Annotated in this window: 17 protein-coding genes and 1 tRNA gene; 9 read left to right on the top strand and 9 right to left on the bottom strand. The window is 31.7% G+C overall.

Annotation, left to right across the window (positions count from 1 at the left end; all coding sequences use genetic code 11):
- Positions 1–71: 71 nt before the first annotated feature.
- The 4 genes from Q361_RS03350 to ruvC all read right to left on the bottom strand — a co-directional run bounded on the left by Q361_RS03350 (position 72) and on the right by ruvC (position 3,076).
- The gene (locus Q361_RS03350) at positions 72–827 is read right to left on the bottom strand and encodes a cyclase family protein (protein ID WP_103725303.1); all 756 of its coding nucleotides are present in this window, start codon (positions 825–827) and stop codon (positions 72–74) included.
- A gap of 48 nt (positions 828–875) precedes the next feature.
- A complete protein-coding gene (locus tag Q361_RS03345; RefSeq protein WP_103725302.1) occupies positions 876–1,253 on the bottom strand; it encodes a GxxExxY protein in 378 nt (125 codons plus the stop codon).
- A 76-nt stretch (positions 1,254–1,329) separates the two neighbouring features.
- On the bottom strand, positions 1,330–2,463 hold the full coding sequence (hemW, locus tag Q361_RS03340; protein ID WP_103725301.1) for a radical SAM family heme chaperone HemW: 1,134 nt from the start codon (positions 2,461–2,463) through the stop codon (positions 1,330–1,332).
- Between the two features lie 58 nt (positions 2,464–2,521).
- Entirely contained in the window at positions 2,522–3,076 is a 555-nt protein-coding gene (ruvC, locus tag Q361_RS03335; protein WP_103725300.1) for a crossover junction endodeoxyribonuclease RuvC, read from the bottom strand.
- A gap of 94 nt (positions 3,077–3,170) precedes the next feature.
- Here ruvC and Q361_RS03330 point away from each other — a divergent pair, with 94 nt between their 5' ends.
- Together Q361_RS03330 and Q361_RS03325 are read left to right on the top strand one after the other, a co-directional pair.
- Positions 3,171–4,112, top strand: a complete 942-nt coding sequence (locus Q361_RS03330) for a hypothetical protein (protein ID WP_103725299.1) — start codon at positions 3,171–3,173, stop codon at positions 4,110–4,112.
- A 4-nt stretch (positions 4,113–4,116) separates the two neighbouring features.
- The gene (locus tag Q361_RS03325) at positions 4,117–5,244 is read left to right on the top strand and encodes a glycosyltransferase (RefSeq protein WP_103725298.1); all 1,128 of its coding nucleotides are present in this window, start codon (positions 4,117–4,119) and stop codon (positions 5,242–5,244) included.
- Here the strand turns inward: Q361_RS03325 and Q361_RS03320 are convergent.
- Complete coding sequence (locus Q361_RS03320; protein WP_103725297.1) at positions 5,241–5,723, bottom strand: hypothetical protein; 483 nt, start codon at positions 5,721–5,723, stop codon at positions 5,241–5,243. The genes Q361_RS03325 and Q361_RS03320 overlap by 4 nt on opposite strands.
- Position 5,724: 1 nt before the next feature.
- Positions 5,725–6,099 carry a hypothetical protein gene (locus tag Q361_RS03315; protein WP_103725296.1) on the bottom strand — a complete coding sequence of 125 codons (375 nt, stop codon included), beginning with the start codon at positions 6,097–6,099 and terminating at the stop codon, positions 5,725–5,727.
- Between the two features lie 25 nt (positions 6,100–6,124).
- Here Q361_RS03315 and Q361_RS03310 point away from each other — a divergent pair, with 25 nt between their 5' ends.
- A complete protein-coding gene (locus tag Q361_RS03310; RefSeq protein WP_103725295.1) occupies positions 6,125–6,613 on the top strand; it encodes a DUF456 domain-containing protein in 489 nt (162 codons plus the stop codon).
- Positions 6,614–6,664: 51 nt separating this feature from the next.
- Here Q361_RS03310 and Q361_RS03305 read toward each other — a convergent pair.
- A tRNA-Phe gene (locus Q361_RS03305) sits at positions 6,665–6,737 on the bottom strand.
- 118 nt (positions 6,738–6,855) lie between these two features.
- Between Q361_RS03305 and Q361_RS03300 the strand changes: the two genes are divergently transcribed.
- From Q361_RS03300 to Q361_RS03275, 6 genes are all read left to right on the top strand, one after another.
- Positions 6,856–7,584: a type III pantothenate kinase gene (locus Q361_RS03300; protein WP_103725294.1), complete on the top strand. Its 729-nt coding sequence runs from the start codon at positions 6,856–6,858 to the stop codon at positions 7,582–7,584.
- A complete protein-coding gene (locus Q361_RS03295; protein ID WP_103725293.1) occupies positions 7,577–8,818 on the top strand; it encodes a hypothetical protein in 1,242 nt (413 codons plus the stop codon). The genes Q361_RS03300 and Q361_RS03295 overlap by 8 nt, the downstream gene beginning before the upstream one ends.
- 18 nt (positions 8,819–8,836) lie before the next feature.
- The gene (locus Q361_RS03290; protein WP_103725292.1) at positions 8,837–10,066 is read left to right on the top strand and encodes a tetratricopeptide repeat protein; all 1,230 of its coding nucleotides are present in this window, start codon (positions 8,837–8,839) and stop codon (positions 10,064–10,066) included.
- Entirely contained in the window at positions 10,066–10,620 is a 555-nt protein-coding gene (gene lptC, locus Q361_RS03285; RefSeq protein ID WP_103725291.1) for an LPS export ABC transporter periplasmic protein LptC, read from the top strand. The genes Q361_RS03290 and lptC overlap by 1 nt, the downstream gene beginning before the upstream one ends.
- A 4-nt stretch (positions 10,621–10,624) precedes the next feature.
- Complete coding sequence (locus Q361_RS03280; protein WP_103725290.1) at positions 10,625–10,825, top strand: hypothetical protein; 201 nt, start codon at positions 10,625–10,627, stop codon at positions 10,823–10,825.
- 123 nt (positions 10,826–10,948) lie between these two features.
- Positions 10,949–13,045 (top strand): peptidylprolyl isomerase, encoded by a 2,097-nt coding sequence (locus tag Q361_RS03275; RefSeq protein WP_103725289.1) that lies wholly within the window; start codon positions 10,949–10,951, stop codon positions 13,043–13,045.
- A 52-nt stretch (positions 13,046–13,097) separates the two neighbouring features.
- On the opposite strand, the gene Q361_RS03270 is transcribed toward Q361_RS03275, so the two are convergent.
- Both Q361_RS03270 and Q361_RS03265 read right to left on the bottom strand, forming a co-directional pair.
- A complete protein-coding gene (locus tag Q361_RS03270; protein ID WP_103725288.1) occupies positions 13,098–14,009 on the bottom strand; it encodes a GYDIA family GHMP kinase in 912 nt (303 codons plus the stop codon).
- 155 nt (positions 14,010–14,164) lie between these two features.
- On the bottom strand, positions 14,165–15,481 hold the full coding sequence (locus Q361_RS03265; protein ID WP_103725287.1) for a hydroxymethylglutaryl-CoA reductase, degradative: 1,317 nt from the start codon (positions 15,479–15,481) through the stop codon (positions 14,165–14,167).
- Between the last annotated feature and the right edge of the window lie 141 nt (positions 15,482–15,622).

Genomic DNA, 15,622 nt, shown 5'->3' with positions numbered 1-15,622 from the left:
AAGATTTTTTGAAAAAAAAGCAATGTTCAATTTGTTTATAGAAACGGTTATTGCATTACAAGACGTTTTTTTTAAGCTATAATTTTGTACAAAACAGGTTTGCTGGGCGTAGCATCGTTTTCAAACGAAGCGATTTGCAAGTTTAAAAGGTAATTACCGTCGGCAATAGTGTTTTCGACAAAAATCATTTCGGTTATTGTGCAATGCAAGCGAGCATCGGGGTTAAGGTTGGTAATGTTTTGTACATTCCAAAAAGCTTTGTGTGCCAAAAGTGCGCCACCATCTTCTTCTCGATCTACACTTGGTAAATCTATTAGCAAATGTTGTACGCCTATTTCACGAAGATAAACGGCAGCTTCTTCTACTAAATAAGGCGGATTGGTATGTGAGTAGTTTTTGGATTTTTTGTCGTTACTATTTGGTAAAGTTCTTATTATTAAGGCTTCTGGTGTATTATTTTTAAGTGCATCTTGAATTTGTTGTTTTGTAATAACAAAGTCTGTGTTGTAATTTTTGGGAGTAATTGTGATTAATTCGGCAGTAAAAAAAAATTTTTTTAAGCATTGGTTTATAGAGTAAAACTCATGGGTAATATGCCCCAAACATTCTGTATGTGTACCATGACCGTGTGGATTAAAAAAAATATTGTTAAAGTTGGTAGAACTTCCTTTAGAAACTTTTCCTATCCATTCTCCAAAGGTAACGGGTTCTATAACAGGTTTTTCTATATACCATGCTATTGGATTTGTTTCTGTATTGGATAATGAAATCGAGATGTCAATGGGTTTTGATAGGTCGATTTGGAAATTATTGATTGTTGCTTTCATTTTTTAACCGCAAAGAGCGCAAAGATTTACGCAAAGTTTGCTAAGATTTTAAAGATTATTAACTACACGTTTAATTCCGTTTTTAATTAATGAAACGTTGAAATTTAGTAACATTCCAAGTTTACAATCTGTTAATTTTAAATAAGTCATTAGTTGTGCAAAATGTACATCATTTAATGCTTCAACCGATTTTATTTCTAAAATTAATTTGTTTTCTATTATAATATCAATTCTGTAACCAATATCTAGTTTTACTTCTTCATATATTAATGGAAGTGCTTTTTGCTTTTCAATATACAATCTTGTTTTTTTTAATTCGTAAAATAAACATTCTTCATAAGCACTTTCTAAAAGTCCTGGACCTAAAGTTTGATGGACTTTTAACGCACAATCAAACACGATTTTAGACAATTCGTTTTCTCTCATTTATTGTTTTATTTTGGCGTTTATATTTATTTTCTTAGTGAACTTTGCGTAAATCTTTGCGAACTTTGCGTTTAAGTTACTCCAAATTTAACAAAAACAAATCACTTGCAATTCCATCGGAATAAAACTTACCCTTTTCGGTAATTGTTAGTGTTTCGTTTTTAATTTCGAGAGCATTGTTTTCAAGATGTTTTTGAGCGTTTTTTAAGAGATAGTCTAACGTTTTTTTTCCAAATTCCAATTCTATTTTTTGTAAAGAGATACCCCAAATGGTTCGTAAACCAGTCATAACATACTCGTTGTATTTGTCGATTTTGGACAAAAACTCGGTTTCACTAGGTAATTGATTGCTTTGTATAGATTTGATATAAAGCGAATTGTTTGCAATATTCCAACTTCTAGAGCTGCCATCAAAACTATGTGCCGAAGGCCCTATGCCAATATATTTTTTACCAAGCCAATAGGCTGTGTTGTTTATCGAAAAATAATCGGGTTTGCCAAAATTGGATAATTCATAATGTATAAAACCTTCTGATTTTAATTTTTGAGTTAAAATATCAAAATGTTTTTTTGCCATTTCATCGCTCGGTGCATTTATTTTGCCTTTTTGTATTAAAGTGTTTAAAGCCGTTTTGGGTTCTACAGTAAGTGCATAACTCGAAATGTGAGGAATATTGTACGACAGGGCTGTTTCGATATTTTCAATCCATTTTTGTTGAGACATATTGGGAATGCCGTAAATTAAATCGATAGTAATGTTTTCAAAATATTGTGATGCAATTTCTAAACACTTTTTAGCTTCTCCTGAATTGTGAGCGCGATTCATTAATTTTAAATCATCATCAAAAAAAGATTGAATGCCTATCGATAAACGATTAATTGGTGATTGTGCCAATAACTTAATTTTTTCATCACTTAAATCGTCAGGGTTTGCCTCTAGTGTAATTTCTGGATTTTTAGTTACTTGATAATGCTTGTAAACGGTATCGATAATAAATAATAGGTTGTCTAGCGTTAAGATACTTGGTGTGCCACCACCAAAATAAATTGTTTCTACGGTTTGGTTTTGAAATTCTTTTTTTCGTAATTCGAGTTCTTTGGCTAACGCCAATACCATTTCTTCTTTCTTTTTCATGTTGGTAGAAAAATGAAAGTCGCAGTAATGACACGCTTGTTTGCAAAAAGGAATATGAATGTAGATGCCGCCCATTTTTTAGATTTCAGTGTTCAGGTTTCAGTGTTCAGAACTGCCGACTGAACACTGAATGCTATTTCTTTACTCTATCTTCATTTTGTTTAACAAAAGAATCCCAACCGCTGTAACTTTTTCCAATTTCAACTCTTCCTAAATTAAAAAAATGACAAACGGCTGCCGCCAAGCCATCTGTAGAATCTAGGTTTTTTGGTAATTCTTTTATGTTTAACAGTTGTTGAAGCATTTTGGCAACTTGTTCTTTACTTGCATTTCCATTGCCTGTTATTGCCATTTTAATTTTTTTGGGTTCGTATTCTGTAATTGGTATTTGACGGGATAATCCAGCGGCCATAGCCACGCCTTGTGCCCTTCCTAACTTTAGCATAGATTGAACATTTTTTCCAAAAAAAGGAGCTTCAATAGCAATTTCATCGGGGTTATACGTGTCAATGAGCTCAATAGTACGTTCAAATATTTTTTTTAATTTCAAATAATGATCATCATATTTGTTGAGCAAAAGCTCGTTAAGCTGTACAAACTCCATTTTTTTTTGTACTACTTTTATCAATCCGAAACCCATAATAGTAGTTCCTGGGTCGATTCCTAAAATTATTCTTTCGTTTGCCAATTATTTGGGTTCAAGTTTTATTCCGCCGCACGCCATACAATTCGGGTTTGCCTCGGGTTAGGTTTCACGTTCAAAGTTTCGTTTCTTTGCACTTATGGTTTTAATTTCTTACAAAGCTAAACAATTCCTGGTTTTTCTTGTAAAACTTTTAATAGTTATTGGTGCGCTGTATTTTATTTACAAACAATTAGCCAACAATAATGCGTTGCAATGGCAAGAGTTTTATGTATTGGTTACTACAAATTGGACTTTTGCTACTGTTTTTTTACTGCTGTTGTTTAGTTTTACAAACCGATTTCTAGAAATTTTAAAATGGAAAAATTTGGTTTTGGTTGTAAAAAAAATAGCAATACAAGAAGCAAGCAAACAAGTTTTGGCGGCATTAACAGCTGGAATTTTTACACCAAATGGAGTAGGAGAGTACGCAGGAAAAGCTTTATATTTCGATAAAAATCAAACCAAAACGATTGTTTTTTTAAATTTGGTTTGTAATGGTGTACAAATGATTCTCACCGTGTTTTTTGGTGTATTAGGATTGTTTTATTTAGGGTATTTTTTATACGGGGTTTACGTTCTTTTTGCTTTAGTACTATTGTTTATTGTTCTTTTTTTTACCAAAAAGATTACAATAAAAGGCTATTCTCTCAACAAACTAGTGTTTAAAATAAAAGAAATTCCAAAACAAATTCATAATAAAAATAATATGTTGGCTGTGGGTAGATATTTAGTCTTCTCGCATCAATATTATTTTTTATTTACTGTTTTTGGTGTACAAAATATTTCCTATTTAGATTTGATGGCGACTATTAGCGTAGTGTATTTTTTAGCTTCTTGTTTGCCTAGTTTTCAGTTTTTAGATTTTGCTGTAAAAGGTAGCGTAGGTGTCTATTTTTTTGGAAAACTCGATATAAATGAATGGATTGTTGTTTTTGTAAGTACCCTAATGTGGTTTTTAAATGTTGTTTTACCAGTACTTATAGGAAGCTATTTTGTTTTGAGTTTTAAGGTAAATCATAATCCTAAATTTAAGAGTTAAAAGTATGACAGTAATAGTGTTTTTTTTGATAGTAGTTTATGTGGTTTTTATCATTCAAATTATATATGGATTTACAAAAGTTAAAACTTTTCAATTCACTAAAAATGAGCCTAAAACTAAATTTTCTATTGTAATTCCCTTTAGAAACGAAGAAAAACATTTAACCAAACTTTTAAACTCTATTGCGCGAGTTAATTATCCTCTAGATTTATTTGAAATTATTGCTGTTGATGATTTTTCTGATGATCAATCGGTAAATAAATATAATGTTTGGCGTTTACAAAATCAAGAGATAAGTACAACACTACTAGAAAATATGCATCTTTCGGGTTCTCCAAAAAAAGACGCACTTACAAGAGCAATACCTATAGCCAAGCACGATTGGATTATTACAATTGATGCCGATTGTAGAGTAGGCAAAAAATGGTTGTTAGCATTTGATAATTTTATACAGCAAAATCAAAACATAGAAATGGTTGCTGCTCCTGTGGTTTACAAGGAAAAAAATAATTGGTTTCATCATTTTCAACAATTAGAATTGCTAAGTCTTCAAGCCACTACGATAGGCGCTTTTGGCATTCAAAAACCTTTTATGTGCAATGGGGCAAATTTTGCATACACCAAAAGATTTTTTAACGAAATAGGTGGTTTTGGAGGAGTGCTACATAAAGCAAGTGGAGATGATGTTTTGTTGTTGCAAAAAGCAGCAAACAAAAACCTTTTGAAAGTCGCATTTTTAAAAAATGAAGAAGCAAAAGTATGTACACAACCTCAAAAAAAGATAGACAAACTTTTTATGCAACGTGTACGTTGGGTATCAAAATCTTCTGGATATAGTTCTTTGTATGCAAAAACACTTGCCTTAGTCGTTTTTTTTGCCAATGTAGCTATGATTGCTGGTTTGATTTTGTTGATGTTACATAAAATTTCAGTATCTTTTTTCATGCTTATTTTTTTACTAAAATATGTGTCAGATTTTATTTTAATACAGCAAGGAACATTTTTAACACCTCAAAAAAAATGGAATTTTCCGTTTGCGAGTGCTTTTATTTATCCGTTTTTTGCTACTGCGGTCGGATTATACAGTCTATTTGGAACCTTTACTTGGAAAGGTAGAGTTTTTAAGAGTTAGTGAGATGCCGACTTGATAATTAAAGGTATTTTGAATTGAGTTTTTACCTTAATTCCTTTTTTTGTAGCTGCTTTTATTGTTGGAAAATCTATAAGTTTACGACTTATAATGCTATCTAGTTTAAGCGTATCTAGTTTTGATGTGATATTTTTGTAATTCGGGTTAAATTCTACCGTATCATCTCTATTTATAGTAACAACAATTTCTAGAGTATCTACAGGAATTAAGTGGCGCGTTGAAGAGGTTATAGTATCTAACTTGTTCTGGATTTCTTGCGATAGATAATTTTCAAAACACACTTTTTGTTCATTATCCAAAACACTATCACATATAGGGCTATATGGATATTTATCTATGGTTTTCCAGTTTATTTTGGATAATTCTTGCTCAAGTAGTTCTTTTTCATTCGGGATTTTTTCTCGATTAAATGAACAAGATACCAAAGCTAAGCTTAGCAAAAGCAGTAGTGTTTTAGACACGTTATTTTTTGTTTTTAGATTTTAAATAATCACTATAACTTTTATCATACCAAACTTGTTTAGTTTTTAAAGACTCTTCCTTTTGATCTCGATACAACAAGCCTAGTTTTTCAGCATAAATCGAAATTTTTATGGTATAAGTGTAATATTGTTCTTTGGTAAGAATTGTAGATTCGCCTGTTTTTCTAATGTATTCAAAAAACAAATCGTCGTATTTTTTTCTATCAAAAGCCAATACTTCACGTCTGTATTTTTTGTATAATTGGTCTTTTATAGTTTTATCGGCATCTGCATTTGGCATAGTTTGTGCAAAAGAAGAAAGGTTTAAGCTCAATAAAAATTGAAAAAGTAGTACTAAAAATATTTTTTTTCTCATAATTAACAATAAAATATAAAAAACAATGGATACAATTTTACTTACATTAGGTTTTATACTCTGCATAGTAGGTATAGTAGGAAGTTTTTTACCTGTTTTGCCAGGTCCTGTTGCATCTTGGGTGGGGCTGTTATTACTGTACCTAACGGATAAAGTCCAAAATAATTATTGGGTTTTGGGAGCTACATTAATAGTAACCATTACAATTTCCATATTAGATTATGTAATACCAGCGCAAGGTACAAAAAAATTTGGAGGTTCAAAATACGGTATTTGGGGAACCAACATCGGATTGGTTGTTGGATTATTTATTCCGCCTTTCGGATTTATATTAGGGCCTTTTGTTGGTGCATTTGTAGGAGAACTTTTGTATAATTCCAATGATAAAAAAGGAGCTTTAAAAGCAGCTATAGGCTCTTTTATAGGTTTTATAGTGTCTACTTTTATGAAAGTAATTGTGTGTCTATCGTTTACGCTATGGTTTGTATATGTAGCTTGGAAAACGTTTTTATGATATAAAAGAAAAACCCTTGACAATCTAATTGATTTTCAAGGGTTTAAAAGGTGGTACCTCCAGGAATCGAACCAGGGACACACGGATTTTCAGTCCGTTGCTCTACCAACTGAGCTAAGGTACCTTGCTTTTCAAGAATTGACTTCCTTAATGCGGGTGCAAATATAGAACGATTTTTAATTTATCCAAAATTTATTTTAAAAAAAATCTAATTTGTATCTTTGTCCAAACCCATTATAAGCATGGTATTTGTTATAGATATTGGTAATACCAAAATTAAAACGGCTGTATTTGAAGCAGATAAGTTGGTTGTGCGCACTGATTTTGAATATGAAAATTGGCAGAAAAATATTTTAAAAAAAATTGATAGTTTTTCAAAAATAGAAACTGTTATTGTGGCTTCTGTTGCCAAATTTGATGAAAACGACTTCTTATTTTTATCCAAATTCAAATTAATTTTTATTACAAATAATACCAAACTACCTTTTCACAACTTATACACTACACCCAATACTTTGGGTATTGATAGAAAAGTTCTTGCAGCAGGAGCCGTTTTAAAATATCAAAATATAAATAGACTTATAATAGACGCTGGCACTTGTGTAACCTACGATTTTGTAGATAGTAACAATAGCTATTTTGGAGGAGCTATATCTCCGGGTTTGCGTATTAGGTACAAAAGTTTGCACGATTATACCGCCAAATTACCTTTGCTTGAAGCACAAATGCCGGAACATTTTATCGGGAATGCTACTTCAGAGTCTATTCATGCAGGGGTAATCTATGGATTATTGCACGAAATAGATGGTTTTATAGACCACTATCGTGCTATTTATGAAAACTTTATCATAATTTTAACGGGAGGAGACACAGAATTTTTGGCTAAACAACTAAAAAATATCATCTTTGCCAATGAAAATTTTTTATTAGAAAGTTTAAACTTAATATACCAATATCAAGAACATGATTAAAAAAATTATAGTAAGCCTTTGTTTTGTGTTTTCTGTGAGTGCATTAGCACAGCAAAGTTCGTCTTCACCTTATTCGTTTTTTGGGATAGGAGAGATAAAATTTAAAGGAACTGTTGAAAATCGTTCAATGGGGAGCCTTTCAGTTATTCCAGATTCTATACACGTTAATCTTCAAAACCCAGCTTCGTATTCGAATTTGCGTTTAACCAATTATGCTATAGGAGGAAGTTATACTACAAATACTTTAAAAACGACCACTCAAAAAGAAAATACACAACGTACCACTATAGATTATTTGTCTATTGCTATTCCTACAAAAAAAGTAGGTTTAGGTATTGGACTTATTCCGTACTCATCAGTAGGTTATAATTTATCTTCAATAAGCAATACCGAAGCTCATGAATATAAAGGAACAGGTGGTATAAATAAGGCTTATTTGGCTGCAAGTTATAAGTTGTCTGACAATTTTAGTGTTGGAGCAGAAATGCAATACAATTTTGGTCAAATAGAAACGCGTTCCATTTATTCAGTGTACGGAGTTCAGTATAGTACAAGAGAAATCAATACATCAAACGCAACAGGAATGAATATTGTAACTGGAGTTTTTTATCAAAGAAAATTAAACAATAAAGTACAATTGTTTTCATCGGCAACTTTTACGCCAGAGGCTACACTAAAATTAAAAAACAGTCGTTCTATTGCTACAATTCAAGTAGGTTCAACAGGTGGAGAATCATTAATAGATTCAGCTACAGATGTTACAGTGCCAGATACCAAAATGAAATTGCCTACAAAATATTCGTTTGGAATAGGAGTAGGGGAATTAAAAAAATGGGCTATTGGAGCCGAAGTAACTTTGGTAGATAATGCTAATTTTTCTAACCGTTTTGCAGATATTAGTAGCACGTATAAAAACGGAAATAAAATAAATTTTGGTGGATATTACATTCCAAAATATAATGCGTATTCTAACTTTTTTAAGAAAGTGGTATATAGAGGTGGGCTTCGATTTGAAAATACCGGATTGGTAATTAACAATCAAACTGTAAATGATAAAGCCGTTACAGCAGGAATAGGTTTGCCAGTACGAGGGTCTTTTTCAAATGTAAATATTGGGTTTGAATATGGCTCAAGAGGAACTGTTTCAAGTAATTTAATAAAAGAAAATTATTTTACAGTAAGTTTTGCTTTATCGTTTAATGATAAATGGTTTACCAAACGTAAATACGATTAATAGTTAATCTAAATTAGTATGAAAAATATAGGATTAAAAGTAATTATTGCTCTGCTAAGTATTACCATGCAGGCACAAACATCAAATTGTTCCAATTTATCAGAACAATTACAAATTTTTCATAGCAATTTAGATTATGCAAATGCTTATAAATCTTGGTTGGAAATCAAGAAAAATTGCCCAACTTTTTCAGAAAAAAACTATCTTATAGCAAAAGAAATTCTTCAATACAAATTAGATATAGCTCCTCAAGATAGTATACAAAAACCACTTAATGAATTTGTAGCTTTTTATGACTTATACGACAAATCTTTTCCAGAGAATAAATCGAATAATGCGCTAAAAAAAGCAATATTAATAGTAGAGAAAACAGGAGCTAATGAAGAAAATTTGCAGTTACTCGAAAAAGCTATAAACAAAAGCAAAACAGCTATTTTTGATACATATCCTACCTATTTGTTTACAAAATCGTATTACGACAAGTACAACAATAAAGAAATTTCGTTTGAAACCTTTTTTGAAAAATACTATTGGGCAACCGATATTTTAGAAAAAAACAAAGCAAATATCAATGAGTTGGATTTTAATAATGGTCAAGTAGTTATGCGATCTTTGTTGTACAACGGTTTTACTCCCAATTCATTTGAAAATTATGTAAAAGCTAAGTTTGAGGATAATCAAGAAAATTTAGCTTGGTTAAATACCGTTTCAGAAATTTTAAGCGTTTATAATCCTCGTTCAGAATGGTTAGAAAAAACAACTACAAAAAGTATTTCTATCGAAAAAAACGCTAAAATTCTTCAATATAGAGCGCAATATTATCTAAAGACTAAAAAGCAATCTTTAGCCTTAGATGATTATGAGAAAGCTCTAGAGGTAACAACAGATGCTTTACAAAAAGCAGAAATAGCAACTACATTGGCCAAACTTTTAATGGTGCAAAACCCTGAGAAAGCAGCGCAAACTATTCAAATTGCTATAGATAATAACCCAAAAGAGGGCAAATATTATATTATACTCGCAAGTTTATATGCAAATAGTGGTTGTAATTTTTCTAATGATGAAAAATTTGCGGTTCTTAAGCTTGCACAAGAAACAGTTGAAAAAGCAGGTCAAACGAGTGCCTATTTAAAAAATACAGCAACACAAACTAAAGCTTCTTTTCAGCAGCAAATAGACGGGCTTAAAAAACCTTCTAAGAAAGAAATTTCTTTAGAATGTTGGATACATAAAACAATAAAAATATAATGCAAAACTCAAAGCATCATACTTTGTTGAAAGTCCTATTTTATATAGTAATATTGTTTAGTTTCGTGGCCTGCGAAAGTAATTTTAAAGAAGTCCAAAAATCGGTTATTTCAGAATTTACACCTTCTGGCGAAGCAGATTCTATTAATATGAAATATACCGATTCGGGCAGAATAAAATCGGTATTGATAAGCCCAAAAATGTTAGATTATTCTACCGTAGAATTTCCGTTTACAGAATTTCCAAAAGGTGTAAATGTTACCATTTATGACGAAAAAGGTAAAAAAACATTTGTAACCTCAAAATATGCTGTTTCATACAAAGGAACCGATTTAATAGATTTACGTGATAATGTAAAAATAGCCAACGAAGCAGGACAGGTATTTGAGACAGATCAATTGTATTTTGACCAAAAAAACGAATGGTTTTATACAGACAACCGATATAAATTTACAGATGCCAAAGGATTTTCTTTTGGAGAAGGTGTAGATTTTAGCAAAGACTTAAAAATAATCAAATCGCAACGGGTTTCTGGCGAATTGGAAAATCAATAATAGTATGAAATATTTAAATATTACCAAATACATTTACCTTATTGCAGGTGTTTTAATGGCAATTGAAGCCTATACGCAATGGAATGACACATCAAAAAGGTGGATTTATGTAGGGTTTTCTTGTATGGCTTTTTTTTTGTTTTACTTTAGACATCGTTTTTCTAAAAATCAAAGCCATTATAACCACAATAACAAATCCTCTTAACAAGAAGTATCTGTAAGATATAGATTACTTTATTTTTCTATTTAAAAAAAACAACATTCATTTGCATAAATTAATTATATAATTGTATTTTCGCAAACTGAAATAAAATTAACATATATAAAAATGGCAGTTTTACAAAAAATTAGAAAACGCTCAGGTTTATTACTATTAGCAATTGGTTTTGCATTATTAGCTTTTGTAGTGCAAGATTTATTTACAAAATCAAGCAATAGTTTATCAAAAGATGTAGGGAGCATTAATGGAAAAGACATTGCTTTTGATTCATTTTCAAAAAAAGTAGCCAATCTTGAAAAGAGCCAACAAGGTATGACGGCTATTCAGGCTGCAAACCAAGTTTGGGATCAAGAAATTGCTATAGCATTATTAAATGAAGAGTTTGAAAAAGCAGGGATAACTTCAGGCAAAAAACATATTATTGACGCTTTGTCAAAAAACCCTCAAATTGGTCAAAACCCAATGTTTGTAAATGAGGCAACGGGCAAGTTTGATATTAAAAAATTTGAAACGTATTTAGAGAAAAATCCTGAAATAGCAAATATGATGGATGGCTATGAAAAAGATGCAGAAGTAAATTCAAAATATGCGGTATACAATAACCTAATAAGAGGAGGTATGTATGCTACTACTGCCGATGGTAAGTTTAAATATCAGTTGGAAAAAGAAACTGTAAACTTTGATTATGTAGGTTTAATGTATTCATCTGTAAAAGATAGCGATATCAAAATTACAGACGAAGATATTGTAGCGTACATGCAAAAACACGAAAAGCGTTTTAAAAGCGAAGGGACACGAGAAATAGAATACGTACTTATCGAAGATAAAGCATCTCCAGCAGATACAGAAGAAGCAAAAGCTAAAATTGCAGCATTACTAAATGCTACAGTTTCTTACAACAAAGAAACAGGAACAAACGATACCTTACCAGGTTTTAAATCGGCTTCAAATCCTTATCAATTTGTTTCAGAAAATTCAGATAAGCCAGTAGATACAAACTATGTAACAAAACAAGACTTAAACCCACAAGTTGCCGATAAACTTTATGGTATGGCAAATGGAGAAATATATGGTCCTTACCAAGACGGTAATTATTTTTGCATTACCAAAATGATGGGTAAAAAAGCAGGAGCAAAAGTAAAAGCAAGTCATATTCTAATAGCTTTTGAAGGTTCTAAAGCGCAAGCAAAAGAAAAAAGAACAAAAGAGCAAGCCAAAGCCAAAGCAGAAAGTTTGTTGGCTCAAGCCAAAGCAAACCCACAAATGTTTATGATGTTGGCATTAACCAATTCTGAAGATACCGGTTCTGCACAAAGTGGTGGAGATTTGGGTTATTTTGGTCCAGGTCAAATGGTTAAACCTTTTAATGATTTTGTATTTAACAATCCTGTAGGAAGTTTAGGAATTGTAGAAACAGAATTTGGCTATCATGTTATTAACGTTACAGATAAACAAGATGCTGTTAAACTAGCAACATTGGCTCAAAAAATAGAACCATCTCAAAAAACGACTGATGAAGCTTATACCAAAGCTACTCAATTTGAAATGGATGCAACTTCGGGTAAAGATTTTGCTGCTTTAGCAAAAAAAGCAGGTCTTTCAATTGGCGATGCTATTAAAGCGAAACCAATGGATGAGTATTTTGGACCAGCAGGAAACCAAAGACAAATTGTAAAATGGGCTTATAATGATGATACTAAAATTGGTGATGTAAAACGTTTTGAAGTAACCAATGTGGGTCATGTAATAGCTCGTTTGAAAAAAGTAAATGAAAAAGGATTGATGACTGCTGCCGAAGCTAAAACAATGGTAGAACCAATTCTTAAAAATCAGAAAAAAGCTGAAAAATTAATGGCTAAGTTAAAAGGTTCTTCTCTAGAATCTGTAGCAAAAGCAAATAATACGACAGTACAAAATGCGCCAATGGCTTCTATAGACAATGCTATTTTAGGTAGTGTAGGTGCAGAACCAAAAGTAGTAGGAACCGCTTTAGGACTAGCTGTAAACAAAATATCTGCTCCTATTGAAGGAAATAATGGAGTTTATGTAGTAAAAACCAAATCGGTAACAAAAGCTCCAAAAGTTGCTAATTACGACGAATATGTGAAAAAAGTAAAAGCTACCAATGCACAAGCATCAGGAAGAGCAATACAAGCACTTCGTAATGATGCAGATATTAATGATAATAGAGCTACTTTTTATTAATAGATAAAAAAGAATTATAAAAAAAGTCTAGAGAAATCTAGACTTTTTTTGTTTATAGTATCATATCTTGATACGAAATAATAATAGGGTAGCCTTTATTTTTAAAGTATTGCGTAGGATTTTCTTTTGAAATAGCCAAAACAAAATCGCCTCCCCATGCGCCCAAACTTTTTATAACGCCATCAAAATCTTCAAAAAGAGCTTCTTGAATGGTTTGTTGTTCCAAAACGTTGCTCATTTCTATTTCATGTTGTTGGAGTGCAAGAGCAAATTCATTTGCTTTTTTTGATTCTAATACAGTTTGAGTTATTGTATTGATTCTTTCAACCACATCTTCTATTTTTCCTTGTTTGCTTAAGTACGAGGCAATAGCTGTTCTACTGTTTTGCTTTTTGTTGAGGTATACAAAATGTATTTTGTCGCTAAAAGTAGGGTGAAAAGGAGTTTCGTGTATTATGGGTTTCTCGTTTATAAGTTGGTATACAATAGCAGAATTATGTTTGGCACAGGCAAGGTCGTAACCACTACCGCCAAAACTATTTTTTAGCAGTGTGTACGCATCTATCTGTAACCACTCGGAAATGTTATTGATAAGTGTAGAAGAGGTGCCTAAACCCCAATTTTTTGGAAAAGTTAAATGTGTGGTTATCTTGTATCCTTGCGCATTTTTTACAAAGTTGGGATTTAACTTGTAGGCTTCATGCAAAATTTCTATAAGTTTTTGTGCAATAGAATCTTCGATATAAATTTTATTTTGGATAATGTTTTCAAAAGTGATGATGCTGTTGAACCAAATGCTGTGGTCATGGTCAAAACTTGTCCATTCAATTTGAAAGTTTGTAGCGGGTTCTATTACTAAACTTTGACCAAATTTTGTGGGTAGCGCCAAAGCTTTTGCTCCATCTAGCACAACATATTCGCCTGTTAGTAATAGTTTTCCGTTGCTGTAAAATTCTTTTTTCATGAGTTTTTTTGTGCTATGGTTTGCTGTAGTAGCCCCGATTGAAGCAAGTATCCTTTTAAAAATTTGTGTAAATTTTTATTTACTTCAAATTTTTAAAAGATACTGTGTAAAGCGGGAATAGAGATTATAAATGTGCCCAAGCCTTTCGCTTTATATTATTTTCTTAAACTTTCTAACAACTCAACAACAGATGCGTGCGATACGGTATTGTTTTCAAAGTGTTTTTGTATTGATTGTCTTTCTTCTTTTGTGGCTTGAAATTGGTTTAAAATATTATTAAGGTGCATTTTCATGTGTCCTTCTTGAATGCCCGTTGTGGTAAGTGAGCGCAAGGCAGCAAAATTTTGAGCCAATCCTGCTGCGGCTACAATTTGCATGAGTTGTTGGGCAGATGGCTTTTGTAGTATTTCTAAGGCTAATTTTACCAAAGGGTGTAACGCTGTAAGTCCGCCAACAGTACCAAGTGCCAGCGGTATTTCTAGCCAAAAATGGAATATTCCGTTTTCAATTTTGGCGTGTGATAGGCTTGAGTAGTTACCGTTTTTGGAGGCATAGGCATGAACACCAGCTTCTACAGCTCTAAAATCATTTCCGGTAGCGAGTACTACGGCATCAACGCCATTCATAATGCCTTTGTTGTGTGTTACGGCTCTGTAGGGTTCTATTTCGGCAATTTTAACGGCTTGTATAAATTTTTGAGCAAATTCGTGAGGGTTTTCTATTTTTTTTTCGGCAAGGTCTTCAATTTTGCAGGATACTTCTGCACGAACTAAACAATTTGGTACATAGTTGGAAAGTATGCTCATAACTATGGTAATGTTTTTTTCTTCTTCCGAGAAAAATTCATAGTTTAATGCTTTTTGTTTTAAAGTAGTTGCCAATTGTTCTAAACAAGAGTTTATAAAATTGGCACCCATACTATCTATGGTATTAAAAGTAACGTGCAGTTGGTAATAATTTTGTAAATCTGATGTTTTATCTACCAATACAATATCTATAATACCTCCGCCTCGTTTTTGCATATTGGCTGTAATAGATTGTACACTTTGTAATAATTGGGGCTTTATTTGATTGAAAAAAGTAGTTAGTTTTTCGTGATTTCCTGTAAATAGAAAATGCACATGACCTATTTTTTCAGTGTTGATAACAGTTGTTTTAAATCCGCCACGTGTGCTCCAATATTTTGCTGCTTTTGCTGCTGCTGCTACAACCGAACTTTCTTCTATTACCATAGGTACACTATAATATGTGTTGTTGATAAGAAAATTTGGGGCAATGCCCATGGGTAAATAAAAATTAGAAACTGTATTTTCTATAAACTCATCATGTAGTTGTTGTAGTTTTTGATCGTTGTTCCAATACTGTTTTAGTGTATGTGTAGCTTGCTCTGGATTGCTAAAATACGTTTGCGCAATCCAATTTATTTTTTCGTCTTTACTAAGTTTTGAAAATCCTGAAACTGCCTGATTCATAATTTAATTTTTAGTGCTTAAATTTCAAGCAAAGATAAAGTATTGCATTTATTTTAAAATTTGATTTTTAGTATTTCTTTAAAAGCAAACGTGTATTTATGTAAAAAACTTAATGATATTTAAAAAAAAATGACTAAAATT

Origin of the sequence: Flavobacterium croceum DSM 17960, assembly GCF_002917885.1 — a bacterium.
Lineage (GTDB): Bacteria > Bacteroidota > Bacteroidia > Flavobacteriales > Flavobacteriaceae > Flavobacterium > Flavobacterium croceum.
The sequence above is the reverse complement of the archived record's forward strand: the minus strand, read 5'-3'. Positions and strand labels throughout refer to the sequence as shown.

Bases quoted from the DNA above. Each gene is read 5' to 3' on its own strand.
- Q361_RS03345 (WP_103725302.1), bottom strand. From the start codon at position 1,253: ATGAGAGAAAACGAATTGTCTAAAATCGTGTTTGATTGTGCGTTAAAA.
- Q361_RS03295 (WP_103725293.1), top strand. From the start codon at position 7,577: ATGATTAAAAAAATTATAGTAAGCCTTTGTTTTGTGTTTTCTGTGAGT.
- Q361_RS03280 (WP_103725290.1), top strand. From the start codon at position 10,625: ATGAAATATTTAAATATTACCAAATACATTTACCTTATTGCAGGTGTT.
- Q361_RS03300 (WP_103725294.1), top strand. From the start codon at position 6,856: ATGGTATTTGTTATAGATATTGGTAATACCAAAATTAAAACGGCTGTA.
- lptC (WP_103725291.1), top strand. From the start codon at position 10,066: ATGCAAAACTCAAAGCATCATACTTTGTTGAAAGTCCTATTTTATATA.
- Q361_RS03330 (WP_103725299.1), top strand. From the start codon at position 3,171: ATGGTTTTAATTTCTTACAAAGCTAAACAATTCCTGGTTTTTCTTGTA.
- Q361_RS03325 (WP_103725298.1), top strand. From the start codon at position 4,117: ATGACAGTAATAGTGTTTTTTTTGATAGTAGTTTATGTGGTTTTTATC.
- Q361_RS03270 (WP_103725288.1), bottom strand. From the start codon at position 14,009: ATGAAAAAAGAATTTTACAGCAACGGAAAACTATTACTAACAGGCGAA.
- Q361_RS03315 (WP_103725296.1), bottom strand. From the start codon at position 6,099: ATGAGAAAAAAAATATTTTTAGTACTACTTTTTCAATTTTTATTGAGC.
- Q361_RS03350 (WP_103725303.1), bottom strand. From the start codon at position 827: ATGAAAGCAACAATCAATAATTTCCAAATCGACCTATCAAAACCCATT.
- Q361_RS03290 (WP_103725292.1), top strand. From the start codon at position 8,837: ATGAAAAATATAGGATTAAAAGTAATTATTGCTCTGCTAAGTATTACC.
- Q361_RS03265 (WP_103725287.1), bottom strand. From the start codon at position 15,481: ATGAATCAGGCAGTTTCAGGATTTTCAAAACTTAGTAAAGACGAAAAA.
- hemW (WP_103725301.1), bottom strand. From the start codon at position 2,463: ATGGGCGGCATCTACATTCATATTCCTTTTTGCAAACAAGCGTGTCAT.
- Q361_RS03310 (WP_103725295.1), top strand. From the start codon at position 6,125: ATGGATACAATTTTACTTACATTAGGTTTTATACTCTGCATAGTAGGT.
- Q361_RS03275 (WP_103725289.1), top strand. From the start codon at position 10,949: ATGGCAGTTTTACAAAAAATTAGAAAACGCTCAGGTTTATTACTATTA.